Annotated in this window: 14 protein-coding genes and 1 pseudogene; 8 read left to right on the top strand and 7 right to left on the bottom strand. The window is 69.8% G+C overall.

Features of this window, described 5'->3' with window-relative positions; all coding sequences use genetic code 11:
• A pseudogene (locus B551_RS26750) lies at positions 1 to 1,375 on the top strand (malto-oligosyltrehalose synthase); the annotation flags it as partial.
• A gap of 27 nt (positions 1,376 to 1,402) precedes the next feature.
• Here B551_RS26750 and B551_RS20345 read toward each other — a convergent pair.
• Both B551_RS20345 and B551_RS20350 read right to left on the bottom strand, forming a co-directional pair.
• A complete protein-coding gene (locus tag B551_RS20345) occupies positions 1,403 to 3,550 on the bottom strand; it encodes an ATP-binding protein (RefSeq protein WP_006579395.1) in 2,148 nt (715 codons plus the stop codon).
• 177 nt (positions 3,551 to 3,727) lie between these two features.
• Complete coding sequence (locus B551_RS20350) at positions 3,728 to 4,585, bottom strand: SDR family oxidoreductase (RefSeq protein WP_006579394.1); 858 nt, start codon at positions 4,583 to 4,585, stop codon at positions 3,728 to 3,730.
• 420 nt (positions 4,586 to 5,005) lie between these two features.
• On the opposite strand from B551_RS20350, the gene B551_RS20355 reads away from it, so the two are divergent.
• Positions 5,006 to 6,439 (top strand): methyl-accepting chemotaxis protein, encoded by a 1,434-nt coding sequence (locus tag B551_RS20355; RefSeq protein WP_023264894.1) that lies wholly within the window; start codon positions 5,006 to 5,008, stop codon positions 6,437 to 6,439.
• A gap of 52 nt (positions 6,440 to 6,491) precedes the next feature.
• Here the strand turns inward: B551_RS20355 and B551_RS20360 are convergent, their stop codons facing one another.
• Both B551_RS20360 and B551_RS20365 read right to left on the bottom strand, forming a co-directional pair.
• Positions 6,492 to 7,163, bottom strand: coding sequence for a MarC family protein (locus tag B551_RS20360; protein WP_006578648.1), 672 nt, complete (start codon positions 7,161 to 7,163; stop codon positions 6,492 to 6,494).
• A 66-nt stretch (positions 7,164 to 7,229) separates the two neighbouring features.
• Positions 7,230 to 9,959 (bottom strand): penicillin-binding protein 1A, encoded by a 2,730-nt coding sequence (locus B551_RS20365; protein WP_052511438.1) that lies wholly within the window; start codon positions 9,957 to 9,959, stop codon positions 7,230 to 7,232.
• A gap of 290 nt (positions 9,960 to 10,249) precedes the next feature.
• Here B551_RS20365 and B551_RS20375 point away from each other — a divergent pair, with 290 nt between their 5' ends.
• Both B551_RS20375 and B551_RS20380 read left to right on the top strand, forming a co-directional pair.
• Positions 10,250 to 10,954, top strand: a complete 705-nt coding sequence (locus B551_RS20375) for a glutathione S-transferase N-terminal domain-containing protein (RefSeq protein WP_006576785.1) — start codon at positions 10,250 to 10,252, stop codon at positions 10,952 to 10,954.
• A 279-nt stretch (positions 10,955 to 11,233) separates the two neighbouring features.
• Positions 11,234 to 12,670: a S9 family peptidase gene (locus tag B551_RS20380; protein WP_006576786.1), complete on the top strand. Its 1,437-nt coding sequence runs from the start codon at positions 11,234 to 11,236 to the stop codon at positions 12,668 to 12,670.
• Positions 12,671 to 12,989: 319 nt separating this feature from the next.
• Here the strand turns inward: B551_RS20380 and B551_RS20385 are convergent, their stop codons facing one another.
• A complete protein-coding gene (locus B551_RS20385; protein WP_006576787.1) occupies positions 12,990 to 13,937 on the bottom strand; it encodes a LysR family transcriptional regulator in 948 nt (315 codons plus the stop codon).
• A gap of 366 nt (positions 13,938 to 14,303) precedes the next feature.
• On the opposite strand from B551_RS20385, the gene B551_RS20390 reads away from it, so the two are divergent.
• The 4 genes from B551_RS20390 to B551_RS20405 all read left to right on the top strand — a co-directional run bounded on the left by B551_RS20390 (position 14,304) and on the right by B551_RS20405 (position 19,299).
• Complete coding sequence (locus B551_RS20390) at positions 14,304 to 14,993, top strand: 2Fe-2S iron-sulfur cluster-binding protein (RefSeq protein ID WP_023264897.1); 690 nt, start codon at positions 14,304 to 14,306, stop codon at positions 14,991 to 14,993.
• Positions 14,990 to 15,988, top strand: a complete 999-nt coding sequence (locus B551_RS20395) for a xanthine dehydrogenase family protein subunit M (protein WP_006578813.1) — start codon at positions 14,990 to 14,992, stop codon at positions 15,986 to 15,988. The genes B551_RS20390 and B551_RS20395 overlap by 4 nt, the downstream gene beginning before the upstream one ends.
• Positions 15,981 to 18,248, top strand: a complete 2,268-nt coding sequence (locus B551_RS20400) for a xanthine dehydrogenase family protein molybdopterin-binding subunit (protein ID WP_006578814.1) — start codon at positions 15,981 to 15,983, stop codon at positions 18,246 to 18,248. The genes B551_RS20395 and B551_RS20400 overlap by 8 nt, the downstream gene beginning before the upstream one ends.
• Before the next feature lie 139 nt (positions 18,249 to 18,387).
• Positions 18,388 to 19,299 (top strand): DUF3626 domain-containing protein, encoded by a 912-nt coding sequence (locus B551_RS20405; protein WP_023264898.1) that lies wholly within the window; start codon positions 18,388 to 18,390, stop codon positions 19,297 to 19,299.
• On the opposite strand, the gene B551_RS20410 is transcribed toward B551_RS20405, so the two are convergent.
• Together B551_RS20410 and B551_RS20415 are read right to left on the bottom strand one after the other, a co-directional pair.
• Positions 19,256 to 20,227 carry a YihY/virulence factor BrkB family protein gene (locus tag B551_RS20410; RefSeq protein ID WP_082928571.1) on the bottom strand — a complete coding sequence of 324 codons (972 nt, stop codon included), beginning with the start codon at positions 20,225 to 20,227 and terminating at the stop codon, positions 19,256 to 19,258. The genes B551_RS20405 and B551_RS20410 overlap by 44 nt on opposite strands.
• A gap of 13 nt (positions 20,228 to 20,240) precedes the next feature.
• The coding region (locus tag B551_RS20415; RefSeq protein ID WP_023264900.1) for a host attachment protein at positions 20,241 to 20,515 on the bottom strand (275 nt) is incomplete at its 5' end.

Genomic DNA, 20,515 nt, shown 5'->3' on the forward strand with positions numbered 1-20,515 from the left:
GCTCGAACCGCTGGAGGTCTATCGCACCTATCTGGGCGAACACGCGTGGTCGCGCGAGGATCGGCTGCGGCTGGAGACCGCCGCCGAACTGGCCCGCCGCGCGGTCCGTCCGGACGACACCGCGACCGTCGATCGGCTGCTGGCCTGGCTGTGCGCGGGTCCGCACGCCAGCGCCGGGCTGCGCGAAGCGCGCGCCCGCGTGCAGCAACTGATGCCGCCGCTGGCCGCCAAGGCCGCCGAAGACACGATGTTCTACCGCTACGGCCGGCTGCTGTCGCGCAACGAGGTCGGCAGCCACCCCGCCACGCTGGCGATGCCGCCGGATCGCTTCCATGCCCGCATGACGGTGCGCGCGCAGGTCTGGCCGCACGCGATGCTGGCGACCGCGACCCACGATCACAAGCGCGGCGAGGACATGCGGATGCGGCTGGCGGTGCTCAGCGAGCTCGCGCCGGAATGGCAGGCGGCCGTCGCCGAGTGGGAGGCACGGGCGTTGCGGCTGGCCGGTTCCGCCGAGCGCGCCGGCCCCGATGGCGCCGACCGGCTGATGCTGTACCAGACGCTGGTGGGCATGTGGCCACCCGAACTGCCCGCCGACCGCGATGCCGGCGACCCGGCCGTGCAGACGCTGCTAGAGCGCGTCGGCGCGTGGCAGATCAAGGCAGTGCGCGAAGCGAAGCGGCACGGCCACTGGACGCGGCCCGACGAAGCCTACGAGCAGGCCTATGCGGGACTGCTGCAGGCGATGGCGCACAGCGATCTGCTCGGCAACGTGGCGCGTTTCGCGCAGCGCATCGCCCCGGCCGGCGCGCTGAACAGCCTGGCGCAGACGCTGCTGCAGCTGACGGCGCCCGGCGTCCCCGACCGCTATCAGGGCACGGAGGGCTGGGACTTCAGCCTCGTCGATCCCGACAATCGCCGCCCGGTCGACTACGACGCGCTGCGGGCGGCGCTCGCCTGCACCGCGGGCTGGCAGAGCTGGCTCGAGCAATGGCGCGACGGCCGCATCAAGGTACAGCTGGTGCGCGCACTGTTGGCCGCGCGGCAGCAACAGCCGGCGCTGTTCCGCGACGGCGGCTATCGGCAGCTGCATGGCGAAGGACCGGCGGCGTCGCATCTGCTGGCGTTCGAGCGGCGCCACGGCGACGATCGCGTGATCGCGATCACCGCGCGGCTCGCGGCACGGCTGGTGCAGGACCGGCCGGCGATTGCGCAGGCGGCATGGGGCGACACGCTGCTGTGCGTCGGCGAGCCCGGCGCCAGCCGCTGGACCGATGCGCTGACCGGCCGCACGCTGTCCGCGCCCAATGGCCGGCTGCGCGTCGCCGACGTGCTGGATCCGCTGCCGGTCGCGCTGCTGCGCCGTACCGGTTGATCGGCAGCGGGCGGGCGCGGCCGAGCGCTACAGCCGCGACGGGCTCGACTGTCCGTCCACCGCCCGGGACGGCGCCAGGATGCCGGCCTTGACCAGCGTCTGCGCGTTCCATGGCTTGAGCAGGAACGGCAGCCCGGACACCGACGCCAGCGCGATCATGTCGGCGTCGTCGGTCATCAGGATCACTGGCAGGAACGGAAAGCTGCGAGTCAGGCGATCGCGCAGCGCCAGTCCGCCAAGGGCGGGACCAAGGCGCGCATCGGCGATCACCAGATCGAAGCCGTAGCGGTCGGTCGCCGCCATCGCCTCGGCCTCGTCGCGCACCAGCGTGACCCGGTGGCCGGTCGCCTGCAACGATTCGACGGCGCTCTGCACACTGCGCGGCTGATCGGCCACGATCAGCACCGCGCTGGCGCCGGCGCCCCAACGGGTCCGCGCATGGCTGTCGCCATGTTCCCAGGCCGGCAGATAGAGCCGCACCGTGGTGCCCTTGGCGACTTCGGATTCGATCACCGCCACGCCATCGACTTCGCGGCAGAAGTCGTGCACCTGCGCCAGGCCGAGGCCGCTGCCCAGCCCCGCGGTCTTGGTGGTGAACAGCGGCTCGAACACGCGCTCGACCACCTCGGGCGGCATGCCCTTGCCGTTGTCGCGCGCCGACAGGCAAACATAGTTGCCGCGCATGCCGCCGGGACGGCTGCCGTCCAGCGTCACGTTCGATGCCGCCACGACGAACTGGCCGCCGCCGGGCATCGCGTCGCGCGCATTCGATGCAAGGTTCATCATCGCCAGCTCGAGTTCGTTCTTGTCGGCGCAGACCGGCCAGCAGGCCGGATCGATCTCGTAGCGCAACTGCACGCGCGGACCGAGCGCGGAGCGGATCAGCGGCGTCCACCCCTCCGCCTCCTGCGCCAGCAACAGCACCTCCTTGCGGTGCTGGCGCTTGCGGGCCATGCCGATCAGCTGGTTGCTCAGCGCGACGCCGCTCGCCACGCTGCGCTTGATGCCGGCCAGCGCCTTCTCGCGGGCAACGTCGGGACGCGTGATCATCAGATCGGTATTGAACGAGATCACCGACAGCACGTTGCGGAAGTCGTGCGCGACCGAGGTGATCAGATGCCCCACCGCCTCGAGCTTGCGCGACTGCCGATAGCGTTCCTCGACCTCCTGGCGCCGCGTGACCTCCTCCTGCCAGCGCAGATACGACTGCTCTTCGCGCTTGAGCCGGCGCAGGCTCATCCAGGCCAGCGCCCACAGCGCGAAGGCGGGAATCGCGGCGACGGTCGCGCCGATATACAGCCGGTGCCGCCACTGGGCGTGAATCACCCGCATCGGAATGCCCACCACCGCGTGCAGCAGTCCGCTGCCGATCGACCAGTTGGCGACGATGCTGTCGTCGCCGCCCAGGCCCGTCATCCTGGAGACGCTGTCGCCCGACCCTTCCGATATCCGTTGCAGCGATTCGCGCACCGCATCGGGCGCCTGCTCGGGCATGCTGTCCGGATACGCCGCGAGGACCACGCCGTCGCTGCGCACCAGCGCGGCCTCGGCGCCGGTCTCCTGGCTCAGCACGTCCCGATAGAAGTCGGCGAAGTAGGATGGGCGCAGGGCCACCGACACCAGCCCGGCGACTTCCGCTGCGGGGCCGACGCGCGGCATGCTGACGTTGATGACCCGCTCGGGTACCACCTTGTCGATGACGACACCGGTCACGTCGAACGGACGCAGCCCGCCGACGATTGCACGGAAATCCTCGCGCTCGCTGATCGATACGCGCGGCACCGGATAGAAGCGGCTGCTCGCCAGCAGCATGCCGTGCTCGTCGTAGACCGCCAGCGACGACGCCTGCGGCAGGCCGCCAACGATATCGGCAAGACGGGTGTGGATGTCGTCCTCGTGCTGGCGAAGTTGCGCGTTGCTCCAGCCCGCGGTGGCATCGCGAATGCGGCTGTTGATCTGGTGATTGGCTTCGAAGACCTTGCTGGCGTGCTCCTGGATCACCCGCGCCAGCCGCGCCGAGCGCTGCTCGGCCTCGGCCACGTCGGCGCGCAGCGACAGCCACGCCCAGGTCGCCAGCACCGCCGCGGGGAACAGGATCGCGCCGAACAGCAGCGCCACCAGCGTGCGGCGCTGCGTGGCGAAGTAGTGGCGCGTACCGAGATAGCTGTGGGGCATGGTGGCAAGGGCTGGACCGGGCAACCGCGATAGCGGCCACTGCACGAATGCGCAGCTTACCCCAGCAAGCCTTCAGGTTAGACGCCGAGCCCTGAACGTCAAGCGCGAGCGCCACCCCGATGGGCCGGCGCCGGTCCGGCCCATCGGTCCCTTGCCACAACGAAACTTGCCTTTGCGCTAGCCGTTGATCACCTCGCCGCCGTTGATATGCAGCACCTGCCCGGTGATGTAGCTGGCCGCGCGCGAGGCCAGGAAGACGAAGCCGGCGGCCACCTCGAACGGCTGGCCGGGGCGGCCCATCGGCGTCTCCTTGCCGAACTTCTCGACCTGCTCCGGCGAGAAGGTCGACGGAATCAGCGGGGTCCAGATCGGCCCCGGCGCCACGCCATTGACGCGGATGCCGCGCTTGACCACCTGCAGCGCCAGCGAGCGCGTGAACGAGACGATCGCGCCCTTGGTCGACGAGTAGTCGAGCAGGTGCGCGCTGCCGCGATAGGCGGTGACCGACGTGGTATTGACGATGGCCGAGCCCGGCTGCAGGTGCGGCAGCGCGGCGCGGGTCAGGTGGAACATCGCGAAGACGTTGGTGCGGAAGGTCGCCTCGACCTGGCCCTCGTCGATCTGCTCGGGCTGCTGCTTCGGATGCTGCTCGGCCGCGTTGTTGACGAGGATGTCGAGCTTGCCGAGCTCCTTGACGGTCCGCTCGACGACCTGCGCGGCATGGGCGCTATCGCCCAGGTCGCCGTCCATCAGCAGGCAGCGGCGGCCCGCTTCCTCGACCAGCCGCGCGGTCTCCCGGGCATCCTCGTGCTCGTTCAGATAGGCCACCGCGACATCGGCGCCCTCGCGGGCGAACGCCACCGCGACGGCGCGGCCGATGCCGCTGTCGCCCCCGCTGATCAGCGCGACCTTGCCGGTCAGCTGGCCGCTGCCGACATAGTCGTCGGCGCCGCTGTCGGGCTTCGGGTGCATTTCGCTCTCCAGGCCGGGCTGCCGGTCCTGATGCTGCGGCGGGAGTTGCTCGGGTGTGGCCATGGGCTTTCTCCTGTCTGGCAAAGGTTGGCGAACGCCACGCCTTGTCGCGCGGCACCTGGCCGTGCGGCCGCAACTTTCATGCCGCCACCGCCATATCCGTTCCCTGCGCTGCCAGGCTGGCTGCGCTTCCCTTCCAACGAGCCGGACCGCTAGCCTTGCCGATGCCTCCTTACAACCGGGCTGGCAATCCTTACCGGCAAACCCCGTCTTTCCTGCGGGTAAACCATGACCGCATCCGGCCTCAGGTCCACCTCGAATCTGCCGATATCGTCGGTGCGGCGGCATGCCGTCGTGCAGCCGCGATAACAACATCCACAACGAATGCGAACTGATTGCAACGACAGGGGGGATCGAATGGGTAGCAGCACACTGGCTTTGCGCGCCGATGCGGATCGCACCGCAGCGCGACCGGATCCACGCATGCCCGAGACGCAGGCCGCCGGCACGCTGCTGGCCGCCGTTCACCGGCGCGCCGACCGCCTGCTGGTCGGAACGATCTGGTTGCTGTGGGCCGCCTCGCTGCTGGCCGGCTGGCGCTACGGCACCATCGGTCCGAGTCTCGCGGTCGGCCTGCCGCTGTCTGTGGCGGCCAGCCTGTGGGCGGCAGCGCTGCCGGGCCGGCTGGGCACCCGGCTCGCTACCGCGGCGATCTCGATGGCGATGGTCGGGCTGCTGATCCACCAGGCGCGCGGACAGGCCGAGTACCACTTCGCGGTGTTCGTGCTGCTGTCCGTGCTGCTCGCCTATCGCGACTTCCGCCCGATCCTGCTGGCCGCGGCGCTGATCGCGGTGCACCACCTGAGCTTCAATTACTTCCAGACCTGGGGCTGGGGCGTGATCTGCTTCACGGAACCGGGCCTGGGCATCGTGCTGCTGCACGCTGCCTTCGTCGTCGTGCAGACCGCGGTGCTGGTGGTGCTGGCCTATCGCATGGAGGCCGACGCCCGTTCCGCCGGCGAACTGGCGGCGCTGGCGGCGCGCATCGGCCGCGATCCCGGCTATCTGACGCTGACGCCCGCGCGCCCAGGCGAGCCGCAGCCCGTCAGCGCGCTGGCGCGCTCGTTCCAGGCCACGCTGGACGCAGTGCGCGGCACGCTGCTGCAGGTCCGCGACAGCGCCGCCGAGGCGGCGGCCGCGTCAGGCGACATCCTGCAGCGCAATACGGTGCTGGCCGAACGGACCCACGGCCAGCAGCACGCGCTGGAGGAAATCGTCACGGCGATGAGCGAGCTGCGCCGCAGCGCCCACGAGAACGCCGACCACGCGCAGGCGGCGCATACGCTGGCGGGCACGTCGCGCGCGGTGGCGGCGCAGGGCGGCGAGGTGATCGGCTCGGTCATCCGCACGATGGGCGAGATCCACGCGGCCAGCGAACGGATCGCCGACATCATCGGCGTGATCGACGGCATCGCATTCCAGACCAATATCCTGGCGTTGAACGCGTCGGTCGAGGCCGCGCGCGCGGGCGAGCAGGGCCGCGGCTTTGCCGTGGTGGCGGGCGAGGTGCGCACGCTGGCCCAGCGCAGCGCAGCGGCGGCCAAGGAGATCCGCGCGCTGATCGGCGAATCGGTCGATCGCGCACGCGCGGGCTCCGAGCTGGTCGGTACCGCCGGCAGCACGATGGGCGAGCTCGAGGCCAGCGTCGCGCGGCTCGCCGCCATCGTCGACCAGATGGCGCTCGCCACCGGGGGACAGCGCGCCGGCATCGATCAGGTGGATGGGAATATCGCCGGCATCGACGCGGCGGCGCGCCAGAACGCCGACCATGTCGACCAGACCGCCGAAGAGGTCGCGCGCCAGCAGCGGCAACTGGCGAGGCTGACCGGCGCGGTGGGACAGTTCCGCCTGGACTAGCCGGCGGCCGGCCTGCCGTCGGTGCGATCGAACCTGCGGGCCGCCGTGCGGATCAGCCCAGGCCCGGCAACGACGTCAGGTATTCGCTGATGCCGGTCATCATGATCTGCACGCCGATGCACAGCAGCAGGAAGGCCGACAGCCGCGTGACGACATTGGTGCCTTCCGGCCCGAGCACCCGGGCCAGCAGCTCGGCGCGGCTGTAGACGACGTAGACGACGATCGCGACCGCCACGCTGACCGTCACGGACACCACCGCCGACTCGATCGCATCGCGCCATTCGCGGCTGCGGCTGGCGTTCAGCGCGATCGCGGTGGCGATCGACCCGGGGCCGGTGGTCAGCGGGATCGTCAGCGGGAAAAACGCCATCTGCGTGACATCGCCGGTCGATACCGATTCGATGCGCTTCTCGGCGGGCTGCGTCGGCGCGTTCAGCATGGTCCAGCCGCTGAACGCCACCACGAAGCCGCCGGCCAGGCGCAGCGCCTGCAGCGAGATGCCGAAGAAGCCAAGGATCGCGGTGCCGAGGAAGAACGTCACCAGCAGCACGATCAGCGAATTGATCGCGACCTGGCGGCTCAGCTTGCGGCGCTCCTCGACGGTCAGGAAGCGCGTCCGGTCGAACAGCACGAAGGCCATGCCGAACGGGTTGATGATACTGAGCAGCGCGGAGAACGCGAGCAGGAACTCCGCCACCAGATTGCTCAAGCTCAGGATGCCCATTGTGCGCGCCTATCCTCACCAAATCGCGCAAGCATAGCGCATGGGGCACTGCGGCGACTACTGCGGTCAGCCGGGGGCATTGGGGCTCGCCGTGCCGTTGGTGGCCGGCGGTGCCGGGGCCGGTGTTGGAACCGGTGCCGGCGATGCGGCCGGCGTGGATGGCGGTGCCGACGGCACGGCGGGCGGTGCCGCGTGCGGCGACGGCGCAACAGACGGCGTGGGCGACGTTGCCGATGGCCGTGCCCCGGCCGCTCCGTTGGCCGCGCCTTGCGCGGCTCCATTGCCCTGCACCGCGGGCGGCGCGGGGTTGCCGGTGCCGGTGCCAGCGCCGGTGCCGGTACCGACAGCCGCTCCCGGATAGGTGCCCGGGTAGCCCTCCGGATTCGGCCCCGCATTCGTGCCGGCCGCGCCAGCCGCACCGTTTGTTCCATTGATCGCCCCAGGCGCTGCCCCAGCCGATGCCGGCTGGCCGGACCCGGGCACCGGTTCCCCGAACGGCGCCGGCGCCTGCGGATCGGTCGGCATCGGCAACGGCTCGGGCTCGTCGAGGACCTCGGGCTCGGAAGCCATGCCGTCGTCCACCGGCGCCTGCCGCCGCTCTGCCGGCGCGGGCGCGACATGCACGTCGGCCGTGGCCTCGGGCTCGGACGCCGAGCCGAAGGTGCGTGCCCACCAGCCCTCCACCGACTTCAGCCACGGGTCCAGCATGCCGGGTTGCTGCTGGTTCTCGAAGCGCACGCGCTGATCGATGGTCCGCGTCTGCAACGCGCGGCGGACTACGTCGCCGACGATCGGCAGCGCGCTGTGCGCGCCCTGGCCCCAATAGTCGCTGCGCAGCGTCACGCGTGCGTCGTTGAAGCCGACCCAGGCGCCGGCCACCAGCTGCGGATGCATCAGGATGAACCAGCCATCGGCGTTGTCCTGCGTGGTGCCGGTCTTGCCGGCGACGTCGGCACGGATGCCATAGCGGCTGCGGATGCTGGCGCCGGTGCCGCGGTCGACCACGTCGCGCATCACATCGAGCAGCGTGTAGGCGACCGCGGGCGGCAACACGCGCTCCGGCGACGCCGGGCGGAAGGACTCCAGCACCCGGCCGTCGCGGTCCTCGATGCGGGTCACCATGGTCGGCTGCAGATAGGCGCCGCCGTTGGCGATGGTGCCGTAGGCCGCGACCATTTCCTTCAGCGTCACGGGACTGGTGCCCAGCGCCAGCGAGGGCACCGTATCGAGCCGGCTCTGCCGCACGCCCATGGCCCGCGCCAAGTTGGCCACGCGCACGGGGCCCACCTGCTGCATCAGCTGCGCGGTGATGGTGTTCTTCGAATAGACCAGGCCGTCGCGCAGCGTCAGGTCGCGCCCGCTCGGCGGGCCGCCGTCGGTCGGGCGCCAGACCTCGCCGCCGGCCAGCCGGATCTCGACCGCCTCGTCGCGCAACGTCGTGTCGGGGCCAATGCCCTGCGCAAAGGCCGCGCCATAGACGAAGGGCTTGAAGGTCGAGCCGGGCTGGCGCCTTGCCTGTTGTACGTGATCGAAGGCGTCGTCGGTGAAGTCGCGGCTGCCGACCCACGCGCGGATCTCGCCGCTGCGCGGATCCAGCGCCAAGAAGCCGGCCTGGATGCGGGTCTTCTGCTCGTGCAGCTTCCGCATCGCGTCACCGTCCTTGCGCAGCTGCGCCAGCGCGTCGGCATCGCTCAGGCCCGCCTCGCGCGCGGCCCGGTACTGGGCGGTCTCGCGCATGAAGGCCTCGACCAGCGCGCGATTCGCGCTCCAGCCGCCGCGCGGGGACCACGCGGCATCGGCGATGCCCTGCAGCCGCGCCCCCTGGCGCGCGACCGCCTGGTTGGCCATCACCTGCAGCCGCGAATCGATGGTCGTATGGACCACCAGTCCGTCGGTGTAGATGTTGTAGTCGTTGCGGTCGGCCCAGTCGATCAGCCATTTGCGCAGCTGCTGCGCGAAATGCGGGGCTGGTCCCTCCTCCGGCGTCTGGCGTTCGAAGTCGATCCGCAGCGGGCGCTTCTTCAGCGCCTCGAATTGCGCGCTCTTGAGCTTGCCGCGCTTGACCATCTGCGCCAGCACCGTATTGCGGCGCTCCACCGCGCGCTCGGGATTGAGCACCGGGTTGTAGTAGCTGGTGCCCTTGAGCATGCCGACCAGCGTGGCGCTCTCGAGCACGTCGAGCCGGTCGGCCGGCTTGTCGAAATAGGTGCGTGCCGCCATCTCGATGCCGGTCGCGTTGTACAGGAACGGCACCGTATTCAGATAGGTCTCGAGAATCTCGTCCTTCGAATACAGCGCCTCGATCTTCAGCGCGGTGATCGCTTCCTTGATCTTGCGCGTCACGCTGGCCGCGCGGCCGATTTCCTCCGGATACAGGTTGCGCGCCAGCTGCTGGGTCAGCGTCGAGCCGCCCTGCCGGTCGCCGGACAGCGTGTACCAGGCCGCCGCCGCGGTGCGCCGCCAGTCCAGGCCGAAATGCTGGTAGAAGCGGTGGTCCTCGGTCGAGATCAATGCGGCCACCACGTTCGGCGAGATCTTGTCCAGCGGCACCCAGTCGCGGTTGGCGCGCTTGAACTCGGCCAGCAGCTTGCCGTCGGCCGACAGCACCTGGGCCGGCCGTTCGGATTTGGCCTTGCGGATATCGCTGATGCCGGGCGTGAACGGCACCAGCACCAGCGTATAGGCGAGAAACAGGACGGGCACCGCGGCCACGCCCCAGGCGATCTGGCGGCCGGTGGGCCGGCGCAGCCGCGCACGCCAGTCGGCGAGGGCGCTGCGCAGTCGGTCGCGCATCATGGCGCGCGCTCGCCGGCATGGCCGGCGCTGAGTAGGAAGAGACGCTTCACACGGAGTACTGCGGATTCGGGAAGCGTGCATCGTACCAAAACGGCCAGTGGCTCCGGCCGCGCGCCGCCCGGCGCGTCATCGGCAATGCGCTTATGATCGCCTCTGCCCGCCGTGGCGGCGAGCGTCCGTCCAGAGCAAGCCCAAGCTCAAGCCCAAGCCCAAGCCCAAGCCCAAGCCCAAGCCCAAGCTCAAGCTCAAGCCCAAGCTCAAGCTCAAGCTCAAGCCCAACCCAAGGAACCATGCCCGATCTTTCCGCGTACCCGATCACCCGCAAATGGCCCGCCCAACATCCCGACCGGCTTCAGCTCTATTCGCTGCCGACGCCCAACGGCGTCAAGGCGTCGATCATGCTGGAGGAAATCGGGCTCCCCTATGAGCCGCACCTGGTGCGGTTCGACACCGACGATCAACTGTCGCCGGAATTCCTGTCGCTGAATCCGAACAACAAGATTCCGGCCATCCTCGATCCGGACGGCCCGGGCGGCAAGCCGCTCGCCCTGTTCGAATCCGGCGCCATCCTGCTGTACCTGGCCGAGAAGACCGGCAAGCTGCTGCCCGCCGATCCGGCCGCGCGCTATCAGACCATTCAGTGGGTGATGTTCCAGATGGGCGGCGTCGGCCCGATGTTCGGCCAGCTCGGCTTCTTCCACAAGTTCGCCGGCCGGGAATACGAGGACAAGCGCCCGCGCGACCGCTACGTCGCCGAGTCGCGGCGCCTGCTCGGCGTGCTGGACAGACACCTGGCCGGCCGCGACTGGATCATGGGGGACCAGTACACCATCGCCGATGTCGCGACCTTCCCGTGGATCCGCAACCTGATCGGCTTCTACGAGGCCCGCGAGCTCGTCGGCTTCGACGATTTCCGGCAGGTGCAACGCGTGCTCGACGCCTTTGTCGCGCGGCCGGCGGTGATCCGCGGCCTGGAGATTCCGAAGCGCGGCTGAACACTGCATCCCTCCCCGTCGTCCCCGCGCAGGCGGGGACCCAGTGGCTTCAGCGACTGGGCCTCCAACTAGTCGCCGGGTCCCGCCTTCGCGGGAACGACGAAGCGCCCGGCGTTTATTTCGCAGCGCGAAACACCGGGCGGCTTTTCTTTTACTTTTTGTCTCCTCGTCTTTAGACTTCGTGCACGGTCGTTCGTTTTCGTGACGAAGCGATGTGGCAGTGCGGCATGAAGGCGAAGGCCTCCCGAAGTCGAAAACGAGATAACGAGGAGACAAACCATGCAGCTCACCACGCGCGCCGCCCTGGCGCTGGCGTTGGCCGCCGCATTGCCGCTCGCCGGCTGCGGCGGGGACGACGACGATCCCCCGCGCCAGCCAGAAGAGACCCGCGCCCAGGACAGCCGCACCTTCACCGTCAACGAAGCCGCCCTTGCCTTCGAGGCACTGCCCAACGCCCCGGAGACCGACCGCTGGACCGGCACGCTGAAGGGCTCCGGCTATCGCATCGAGGTTCCGAAGCAGTGGAACGGCAAGCTGGTGATGTACGCGCACGGCTATGCCGGAACCGGCGCGGCATTGGGCGTCACCACGCCCAGCATCCGCCGCCATCTGATCGAGGCCGGCTACGCGTGGGCGGCGTCAAGCTACAGCAAGAACTACTACGACGTGCGCGCCGGCGTCGAGGACACCAATGCGCTGGCGCTGGCCTTCGTGCAGATCGCCGCGCAGAACCGGCGCCCGCTAGCGCCGCCCAGCCGCGTCTACATCGTCGGCCACTCGATGGGCGGCCATATCGCGGCCGCTGCGGTGGACCAGGAAACGCTGGACACCGCCAACAACAAGGTCCGCTATCACGGCGCGGTGCCGATGTGCGGCGTGATGGGCGACACCGAACTGTTCGACTACTTCGCGGCCTATCAGCTGGCGGCGCAGCAGTATGCCGGCCGTCCGCCCACGGCATGGCCGGTGACCAACTGGGCCGAGATCGGGCCGGCGGTGCGCGACGCGCTGTTCACGACCTTCCCGAGCGCGACCACCGCGCAGGGCGACAAGGTCAAGGCGATCGTGCAGAACCTGACCGGCGGCGCCCGGCCCATGTTCGATCAAGGCTTTGCCGGCCCGGTGCAGAACACAGTGTGGGGCACGTTCGGCGGCGACGGCACCATCAACGGCATCCTGAACCGCAACGGCGTGTCGACCACCAGCATCGTGTATCAGCTCGACAGCGATCCGGCGCTGTCCGCCGAGGAGACCACGCTGAACGACACCATCCTGCGCGCCCGGGCCGACCCCGAGGCCAATCGCCTGCGGCGCGACGGCCTGCGCTGGATTCCGAAGACCAATGCGCGCATCAACGTGCCGGTCGTCACGCTGCATACGCTGGGGGACATGTACGTGCCGTTCAGCATGCAGCAGATCTACAAGCGGCGGGCCGATGCGCAGGGCACCGCGCAGTGGCTGGTGCAGCGCGCGATCCGTGGCGTCAGCCATTGCGATTTCACCGTGGCCGAGCAGAAGGCGGCGTTCGAGGCAATGGTGCAGTGGGAACAGGGCGGCACGAGACCCGCGGGCGACGACGTGCTCGACGCGGCCACGGTGGCGAGGCCGGATTACGGCTGCAGGTTCACCGACAACACGGTCAGCGCGGACGATTCGCCTGGCGTCGCGCAGGCCCGCCCGCAGATCGCGGCGGCATTGCCGTGTCCGGCGTCGTGATGGCACGGTGAGGCGCTGTCGCACGTCGAGCGCCGCTGCCCTCTCCCCCGCCCCTCTCCCGCCAGCGGGAGAGGGGAGAAAAGCGGCGCACGACGACACTGGTAAACCGCGACTCTGCCCCCCTCTTCCGCAAGCGGGAGAGGGGGAGAAAAGCGGCGCGCGACGACACTGGCAAACTGCTGCTCTGCGTCTCTGTCCCGCAAGCGGGACAGAGGTGAAAAGGAGCCGACCGCACGGATAGACCGACGTTCGGCTCCCCTCTCCCGCTTGCGGGAGAGGGGTCGGGGGAGAGGGCAAGCGGCGCCCGCAAACCGATCAGTCACGCCCGCCGCCTGACCGGCAAGACCGTCCCCAGCGACAGCCGCGCGAAGTCCGGATGCGCTGCCAGCGTCTGCACCAGAAAATCCGCCAGCAGGCGGTTGCGCCGCGGCACATGCGCCCGCGCCGGCATGTACAGGAACACGCCGTAGCGCTCGGTCACATGCTGCGGCAGGACCGGCACCAGCCGCCCGGCGCGCAGATGCTGCGCCACCGCATACTGGAAGAACTGCCCGATCGCGGCGCCGCTGGCCACCGCCTCGACCTCGGCATCGACATCGTTGGTCGCGACGAACGGCGCGAAGATGCGCGTTTCGATCTCGCCGTCGACCAGGAACTCCCACGGAAACACCTTGCCCGTGCGCGGATGCAGGAAGCTGGTGCAGCGATGCCGCTCCAGCTCGGCGATGCTTTTCGGCACGCCGTGCCGCTCCAGATAGGCCGGCGCCGCGCAGACGATCAGCTGCAGCGGCGCGATGCGCCGCGCGACCAGAGAACTGTCGGGCAGCGTGCCGGTACGCAGGCCGATATCGATGCCCTGCTCGATCACATCGGTCAGATGATCGCCGACCATCAGCTCGACCGCGACGTCGGGATACGTCTGCACGAATTCGCCGATCGCCGGCGCGACATAGCGATGCGCCAGCGAATACGGCGCCGCGACGCGGACGACGCCCGCCACCTGCTCGCGGTCGCCATCGATATGGCGCAGCGCCACCTCGAGCGATTCGACGGGGCGCTGGCACTGCGCCAGCAGCAACTCGCCTTCGCGGGTCAGCCCGACCTTCTGCGTGGTACGGTGCAGCAGCCGCACGCCGAGCATCCGTTCCAGCAGCATCACCTGCTTGCTCGCCGCCTGCGGCGTCATGCCAAGCTCGCGCGCGCCCTGGCTGAAGCTGCGAGCCTGGGCCACACGCACGAATACCGTCAGCGCCCGCAAGCGGTCCATCGCGCCATCCTGTCGATGCGGTTCAAAGTGGGGAACGTGCCGCCCGCCGCGCGGGGCTTCATAGCGCCCGGCGTCGCGCCCGGCGTCACCCTGGCTTGCAGTATCGCGGCAATGCGCTGACAGGCTGCTGACCCGAAACTGTCACCACGCTGACAGCGTCGTGACGATGCGCTGACGCCATCGCCGCCAACCCGAGGCGCTGCCTCGTTCCGTGTCATTCGGTTGAAGAGGTTTCAACCGCGCCGAGGCTACCAGGCGATCAGCCGATTGCGCAAACTGCGCCAGAACGCGCTGCTGCCGCGCCGGTTCCACACCGATCCATCGACGCCAGCACCGCGCCCGTCACCTCGACTCGGGAGCCCCCACATGAGAGATCGCAACGACGATACAGGCACGCCGCGGCTCAGCCGGCGCGCGTTTCTCGGCACCACGGTGGCCGCCGGCGGCGTCACGGTACTGCCCTGCGCTCCGGCCGGCGCGCAAACGGCGGCCGCCGCCAGCGAGCCGATGCCGGCCGCCGGCGGCACCCCGAACGAGCCCGTCACACTGACGGTTAACGGCAAACGCCATCGGCTCGCGCTCGATGTCCGCACCTCGCTGCTCGACGCGCTGCGCGAGACGCTGCATCTGACCGGCACCAAGAAGGGCTGCGACCACGGGCAATGCGGCGCCTGCACGGTGCTGCTGAACGGCCGCCGCATCAACGCGTGCCTGACGCTGGCGGTGATGCACCAGCAGGACGAGATCACCACGATCGAAGGGCTCGAGCGCAACGGGCAACTGCATCCGGTGCAGGCCGCCTTCATCGCGCACGACGGCTTCCAGTGCGGCTTCTGCACGCCCGGGCAGATCTGCTCCGCGGTCGGCATGCTGCGCGAGGTCGCGGACGGCGTGCCGAGCCATGCCAGCGCCGATCTGAGCGGCGCCCGCACGGTGTCGCTGCAGGACCTGAGCGAGGCCGAGGTGCGCGAGCGCATGAGCGGCAACCTGTGCCGTTGCAGCGCCTATCCGAATATCGTCGCCGCGATCCGCAGCGCGGCCGGGAGCCAGCGATGAGGCCATTCAGCTACGAACGCCCGACCGCGCTCAGGGAAGCGATCGCGGCGGCGGCACAGCCCGACGCGCGCTTCATCGCCGGCGGCACCAATCTGCTCGACCTGATGAAGCTGCAGATCGAGCGCCCGGCCCGGCTGGTCGACGTCAATGCGCTGCCGCTGCATGGCATCGAGGCCGGCGCCGACGGCACGCTGCGCATCGGCGCAACCGTGCGCAACAGCGATCTGGCGGCCCATCCGCTGGTGCGCGAACGCTATCCGCTGCTGACGCGCGCGCTGCTGTCGGGCGCCTCCGCGCAGATCCGCAACAAGGCCACCACCGCCGGCAACCTGCTGCAGCGCACGCGTTGCCCCTACTTCTACGACACGGCGATGCCGTGCAACAAGCGGCAGCCGGGTTCGGGATGCGCGGCGCTGCGCGGCAGCAACCGCATGCATGCGGTGTTCGGCCACAGCGAGGCCTGCATCGCCGTGCATCCGTCCGACATGGCGGTCGCGCTGAGCGCGCTCGACGCGCGCATCGAGACCGTGCAGCCCGATGGGCGCATGCGCGTGATCCCGATCCACCAGCTTTATCGCGCGCCGGGACAGACACCGCATCTGGAAACCGATCTGGCGCCCGGCGAGCTGATCGGCGCGGTCGTGCTGCCGCCGCCCCCGCCCGGCGTGCAGTCGTACCGCAAGGTGCGCGACCGGGCCTCGTTCGCTTTCGCACTGGTGTCGGTGGCGCTGATCGCGCAGGTCGAAGGCGGCCGCCTGCAGAACGTGCGCGCGGCCTTCGGCGGCATCGCGCATCGTCCCTGGCGCGTGCCGGAGGCCGAGGCCATGCTGACCGGCAAGGCGCCGTCCGCGCAGCTGTTCGCCCGTGCCGCCGATACGGCGCTGGCCGGCGCGCGCGGCTTCGGCGGCAACGACTTCAAGATTCCGCTGGCCAGGCGGGTATTGCAGGCCAGCCTGACGCAGGCATCGCAACGCGACGGAGCCCACCATGGATGAACTTCAGCAGCGCCAGCGGAGAGATCCAAACGCCGGCCAGCAATGGATCGGCACGCCGGTCGACCGGGTCGAGGGGCGCCTCAAGGTCACGGGCCGCGCCGTCTACGCCTGCGATCACGTGCCCAACGGCCCGCTCGCCTACGGCTACCTCGTCGAAAGCGCGATCGCGCGCGGCCGCATCGCCGCCATCGATACCGAGGACGCCGCGCAGATGCCCGGCGTGATCCTGATCGTCACGCATCGCAACGCGCCGGCGCAGTCGCCCTATGGGCCGCCCAAGGTCGCGCGGCGCTTCGAGCGGCCCAAGCCGATGCTGGACAGCGACCAGGTGCGCCACTACGGCCAGCCGGTGGCATTGGTGATCGCCGACTCGTTCGAGGCCGCGCGCGATGCCGCGGCGCGCGTGCGGGTGCGGTACACGCCCGAATGGGGCGCGAAATTCGACATGACCGCCGAGCTTCGCAACGCCTACGTGCCGGACGGCATCAATGCCGGCATGCCGCACGACACTGCGGTCGGCGACTTCGATGCCGCGTTCGCCGCCGGGCCGGTGCGAATCGACGCCACCTATACGACCCCGTACGAACACGTGAACCCGATGGAGCCGCACGGCACTGTCGCCCAGTGGTCGGGAGACCGGCTGCTGATCCATACCTCGACGCAGATGGTCGACACCTGCCAGATCGCGGTGTCGCGCACGCTGAATCTGCCGGCCGAGAATGTGCGCGTGGTCTGCAAGCATGTCGGCGGTGGCTTCGGCTCCAAGGTGCCGACCCATGCCGACGCGATCCTGGCGGCGATCGGCGCGCGCATGACAGGGCGGCCGGTCAAGGTCACGCTGACGCGGCAGCAGATGTTCGCCAACACCAACCATCGCACGGAAACACGCCAGCGCATCCGCCTGGCCGCCGGCCGCGATGGCCGCATGACCGCGCTGGCGCACGACGTCATCGAGCAGACCGCGATGTACGACGAATTCGCCGAGCAGACCGCGGCCTTCACGCGCTCGCTGTATGCGGCGCCTAACCGCCGCACCAGCCATCGGCTGGTGCGGCTGGACCTGCCGCCGTCGGACATCATGCGCGCGCCGGGCGAAGCCCCGGGCGCGCTGGCGCTGGAGTGCGCGGTTGACGAGCTGGCGCATGCGCTGCGAATGGACCCGATCGAACTGCGCATCCGCAACGAGCCGCGCGTCGATCCCGAGCGCAACGTCCCCTTCTCCACGCGCGGACTGGTCGCCTGCATGCGCGAGGGCGCCGATCGATTCGGCTGGTCGCGCCGGCCCACGACACCGGGCAATATGCGCGACGGACGCTGGCTGATCGGCTACGGCATGTCGGCGGCGATCCGGCCCAACTACCTGCAGGCGTCCAGGGCCGAGGTCACGCTGTATCGCGATGCCACCGCCCGCGTGCGGCTATCGATGACCGATATCGGCACCGGCACCTATACGATCCTGACGCAGATCGCGGCCCAATCACTGGGCCTGCCGCTGCAGGCGGTGCTGGTCGAGATGGGCGACAGCGACTTTCCGCCGACACCGGGCTCCGGCGGCTCCTGGGGTGCGGCCAGCACCGGCTCGGCCGTGTTCAATACCTGCGCCGCGCTGTGCCGCCGGCTTGCGGAGGTCGCCGCGGCGGACCGCGCCTCGCCGCTGTTCGGCACCGACCCGGCGCAGGCTCGCCTGGCGGACGGCCGCCTGCATGCCGGTGGCAGATCGGAGCCGGTGGGCGCGCTGCTCGCACGTGCGATGCCCGACGGGCTCAGCGTCACCGGCGAGGTGCAGCGCGGTCCGGAATACCAGACTTATTCGCAGCACGCCTACGGCGCGCATTTCGCGGAGGTCGGCGTCGACATCGATACCGGCGAAATCCGGCTGCGGCGCATGCTGGGCGTGTTTGCGGCCGGCCGCATCCTGAACCCGAAGACGGCGCGCTCGCAGATGATCGGCGGCATGATCTGGGGCGTCGGCGCGGCGCTGATGGAAGAGACCACGGTGGACCCGCGCTACGGCGCCTTCGTCAACCGCGACCTGGCCGGCTACCACGTGCCCGCGCACGCGGACATCCCGGCGATCGACGCGGTGTTTCTCGACGAATACGACGACAAGGCCAATCCGCTCGGCGCCAAGGGCGTCGGCGAGCTTGGCATCTGCGGCGCCGGGGCGTCGCTGGCCAACGCCGTGTTCAACGCGACCGGCATCCGGTTGCGCAGCTATCCGCTGACGCTGGACAAGGTACTGGACGGCATGCAGGCTTGATGGGACGAAGGACAGGCATCGGCATCGGCATCGGCATCGGCATCGGCATCGGCGACGTTAGAATGCAAGGCGCGCAGTGAGCGCCGACGCGGTGAGCGCAAGATCAAGCCGCAAGCCAGCCGAACGCCGAGCGACCGTCATGCCCGTCCACGCCATCGATGCCCGCAATGCATGGGTGCCGCCCCCGGATTCTCCGCAGGCGCGCGCCCTCGCCCATGTCGCCGCACGCAGCCTCGGCGAGCCGATCGACCCGACGCTGCGCGTCACGCTCAATTTCCATCCCGACCGCCTGCACCGCGGCGTGCCGTTCCTGCAGGCGCTTGCCAACGACGGGGTCTATCGCTCGCAGTTCGAGACCGGCACCAGCAATGGCGGACTGACCGCGCACCCCGGCGGCGACCGCTGGCAGTGGGAGAGCCGGCTGTTCGGCGGCGCCTACGATGACGCCGCGCCGGCCGAGCGCCCGAAGTACGGCGCGCTCGATTTCCGCCGCCGAGCCACCGGCGGCTCGCCGCGCTTCGGCTCGGCGCATCTGCGGCTGACCGGCGCGGTGCTGGGCCGCACCACCTTCTGCTATCCGGACAGCGTCTACGAGCCCACCGCGTTCGGTGTGTCCGAGCGCATGGGCTTGATGGCGCTGGCAGCCACGCCGCAGCCCGACCCGCTCGATGACTATATCGAGGCGCAGGTGCACGGACCGGTCGATCTGGCGCGCGATGTCGAGGCGCTGGTGCTCGATCCCTGCTATCGCGGCACCGAAATCGAGGCGATGGCCCGCGCGCTGCCTTGCGCGCTGGAATGGCATGCGGGCTTCCGGCTGTCGGTCGACGAACTGCGCCGCCACCCCGGCTATCGCGGCCCGCGCTACGTCGAACTGGGCTGCGCGCTGGCACGCGGCGGCTGGCTGACGCCCGCGCTGATCGGCGAGGCGGCCCGCGGCGGCAGGCACGACTCTCAGGATCTGAAGAAAGTGTGGCACTGCCTGGCGTGCTTCGGCGACATGGGACTCACGGCCCCTGGTGCCGCCCCTGCCCTTCGGGCGGGCCCCTGAGCTCCTGCGGCTCGACGTAGCGGCCAGGTTTGACAGCCACCGTCCGTTCGGCCGGCTGCTGCCCGCGCAGCGAGCCGTAGCGGTGCGCGTACAGCCAGGTGAATTCCGCCCCGAGCAGGAAGATCTGCGCGGAGTAGTAGACCCAGACCAGCAGCACCACCAGCGAGCCCGCGGCGCCGTAGCCGGACGCCACGCCGGTCTTGCCGATATACAGGCCGATCAGGAACTTGCCGAACGTGAACAGCAGTGCGGTCACCAGCGCGCCGAGCCAGACGTCGGGCCAGCGCACGCGGGCGCGCGGCATGATCTTGTAGATCATCGCGAACCCCGTGGTGATCACGGCCAGGCTGAAGACGAAATCGACGATATGGGCTACCGCTTCTTCCTCTCCGAAGAGCGGCGCCCAACCGCGCGACAGTGCCGCCAGCGCGGCGCTGGCCAGCAGCGAGACGATCAGCAGGAAGCCGATGCCGAGGATCATGCCGAATGACAGCACGCGCGCGCGCAGCAGTCCCCATAGCCCGGAACTCTTCTGCCGTTCCGGCACGCGCCAGATGCGGTCGAGCGCGCTCTGCAGTTCCGCGAATACCGTGGTCGCGCCGATCAGCAGCGTGACCAGGCCGGCCAGCGTCGTCAGCGTGCTGGTCGCCGGCTCGCTGACCGCCGCCAGCATGTCCTCGATCGCCTTCGCGCCCTCGGTGCCGATAAAGCCCTGCAGTTCGGTGACGATGGCCCCGCGCGCCGCCTCGGCGCCGAACACCACGCCCGCCACCGAAATGACGATCAGCAGCAGCGGCGCCACCGAAAACACCGTGTAGTAGGCGATCGCCGCGCCCATGCTGGGCGCGTAGTCGTCGATCCAGGCGCTGACCGTGTCCTTCAGCAGTCCGTAGAGATTACGGACCGCGCCCACCGCGCGGCGCGGCATGGCGGCCTCGCGCTCAGCCCGCGGCCTGGCCGCCGGACCGATCGCCGGCAAACCTGACGGCAAACAGCCGTTCGGTCAGTTCGCGCTCGGGCAGATGCACCAGGTCCTTGTCGACTTCCTCGGTCACCACGTTGGCGACCTGCGCGGGCAGGTGCTTGCGCAGCAGGCCGAGGAAGCGCGGCGCCGCGGCGATGCGCAACTCGTCATAGCGCTGCTTCTGCAGTGCATCGGCCAGATGCTCGGCAACGCGCCGGGCAAAGCCCTCGGCCTCGAGATGCAGTTCGTCCT

Origin of the sequence: Cupriavidus sp. HPC(L) (genome assembly GCF_000307735.3) — a bacterium.
In the GTDB taxonomy this organism is placed as follows: domain Bacteria; phylum Pseudomonadota; class Gammaproteobacteria; order Burkholderiales; family Burkholderiaceae; genus Cupriavidus.

Bases quoted from the DNA above. Each gene is read 5' to 3' on its own strand.
- B551_RS20395 (WP_006578813.1), top strand. From the start codon at position 14,990: ATGAGGCCATTCAGCTACGAACGCCCGACCGCGCTCAGGGAAGCGATC.
- B551_RS20365 (WP_052511438.1), bottom strand. From the start codon at position 9,959: ATGATGCGCGACCGACTGCGCAGCGCCCTCGCCGACTGGCGTGCGCGG.
- B551_RS20400 (WP_006578814.1), top strand. From the start codon at position 15,981: ATGGATGAACTTCAGCAGCGCCAGCGGAGAGATCCAAACGCCGGCCAG.
- B551_RS20375 (WP_006576785.1), top strand. From the start codon at position 10,250: ATGCCCGATCTTTCCGCGTACCCGATCACCCGCAAATGGCCCGCCCAA.
- B551_RS20345 (WP_006579395.1), bottom strand. From the start codon at position 3,550: ATGCCCCACAGCTATCTCGGTACGCGCCACTACTTCGCCACGCAGCGC.
- B551_RS20360 (WP_006578648.1), bottom strand. From the start codon at position 7,163: ATGGGCATCCTGAGCTTGAGCAATCTGGTGGCGGAGTTCCTGCTCGCG.
- B551_RS20390 (WP_023264897.1), top strand. From the start codon at position 14,304: ATGAGAGATCGCAACGACGATACAGGCACGCCGCGGCTCAGCCGGCGC.
- B551_RS20410 (WP_082928571.1), bottom strand. From the start codon at position 20,227: ATGCCGCGCCGCGCGGTGGGCGCGGTCCGTAATCTCTACGGACTGCTG.
- B551_RS20350 (WP_006579394.1), bottom strand. From the start codon at position 4,585: ATGGCCACACCCGAGCAACTCCCGCCGCAGCATCAGGACCGGCAGCCC.
- B551_RS20355 (WP_023264894.1), top strand. From the start codon at position 5,006: ATGCCCGAGACGCAGGCCGCCGGCACGCTGCTGGCCGCCGTTCACCGG.
- B551_RS20405 (WP_023264898.1), top strand. From the start codon at position 18,388: ATGCCCGTCCACGCCATCGATGCCCGCAATGCATGGGTGCCGCCCCCG.
- B551_RS20380 (WP_006576786.1), top strand. From the start codon at position 11,234: ATGCAGCTCACCACGCGCGCCGCCCTGGCGCTGGCGTTGGCCGCCGCA.
- B551_RS20385 (WP_006576787.1), bottom strand. From the start codon at position 13,937: ATGGACCGCTTGCGGGCGCTGACGGTATTCGTGCGTGTGGCCCAGGCT.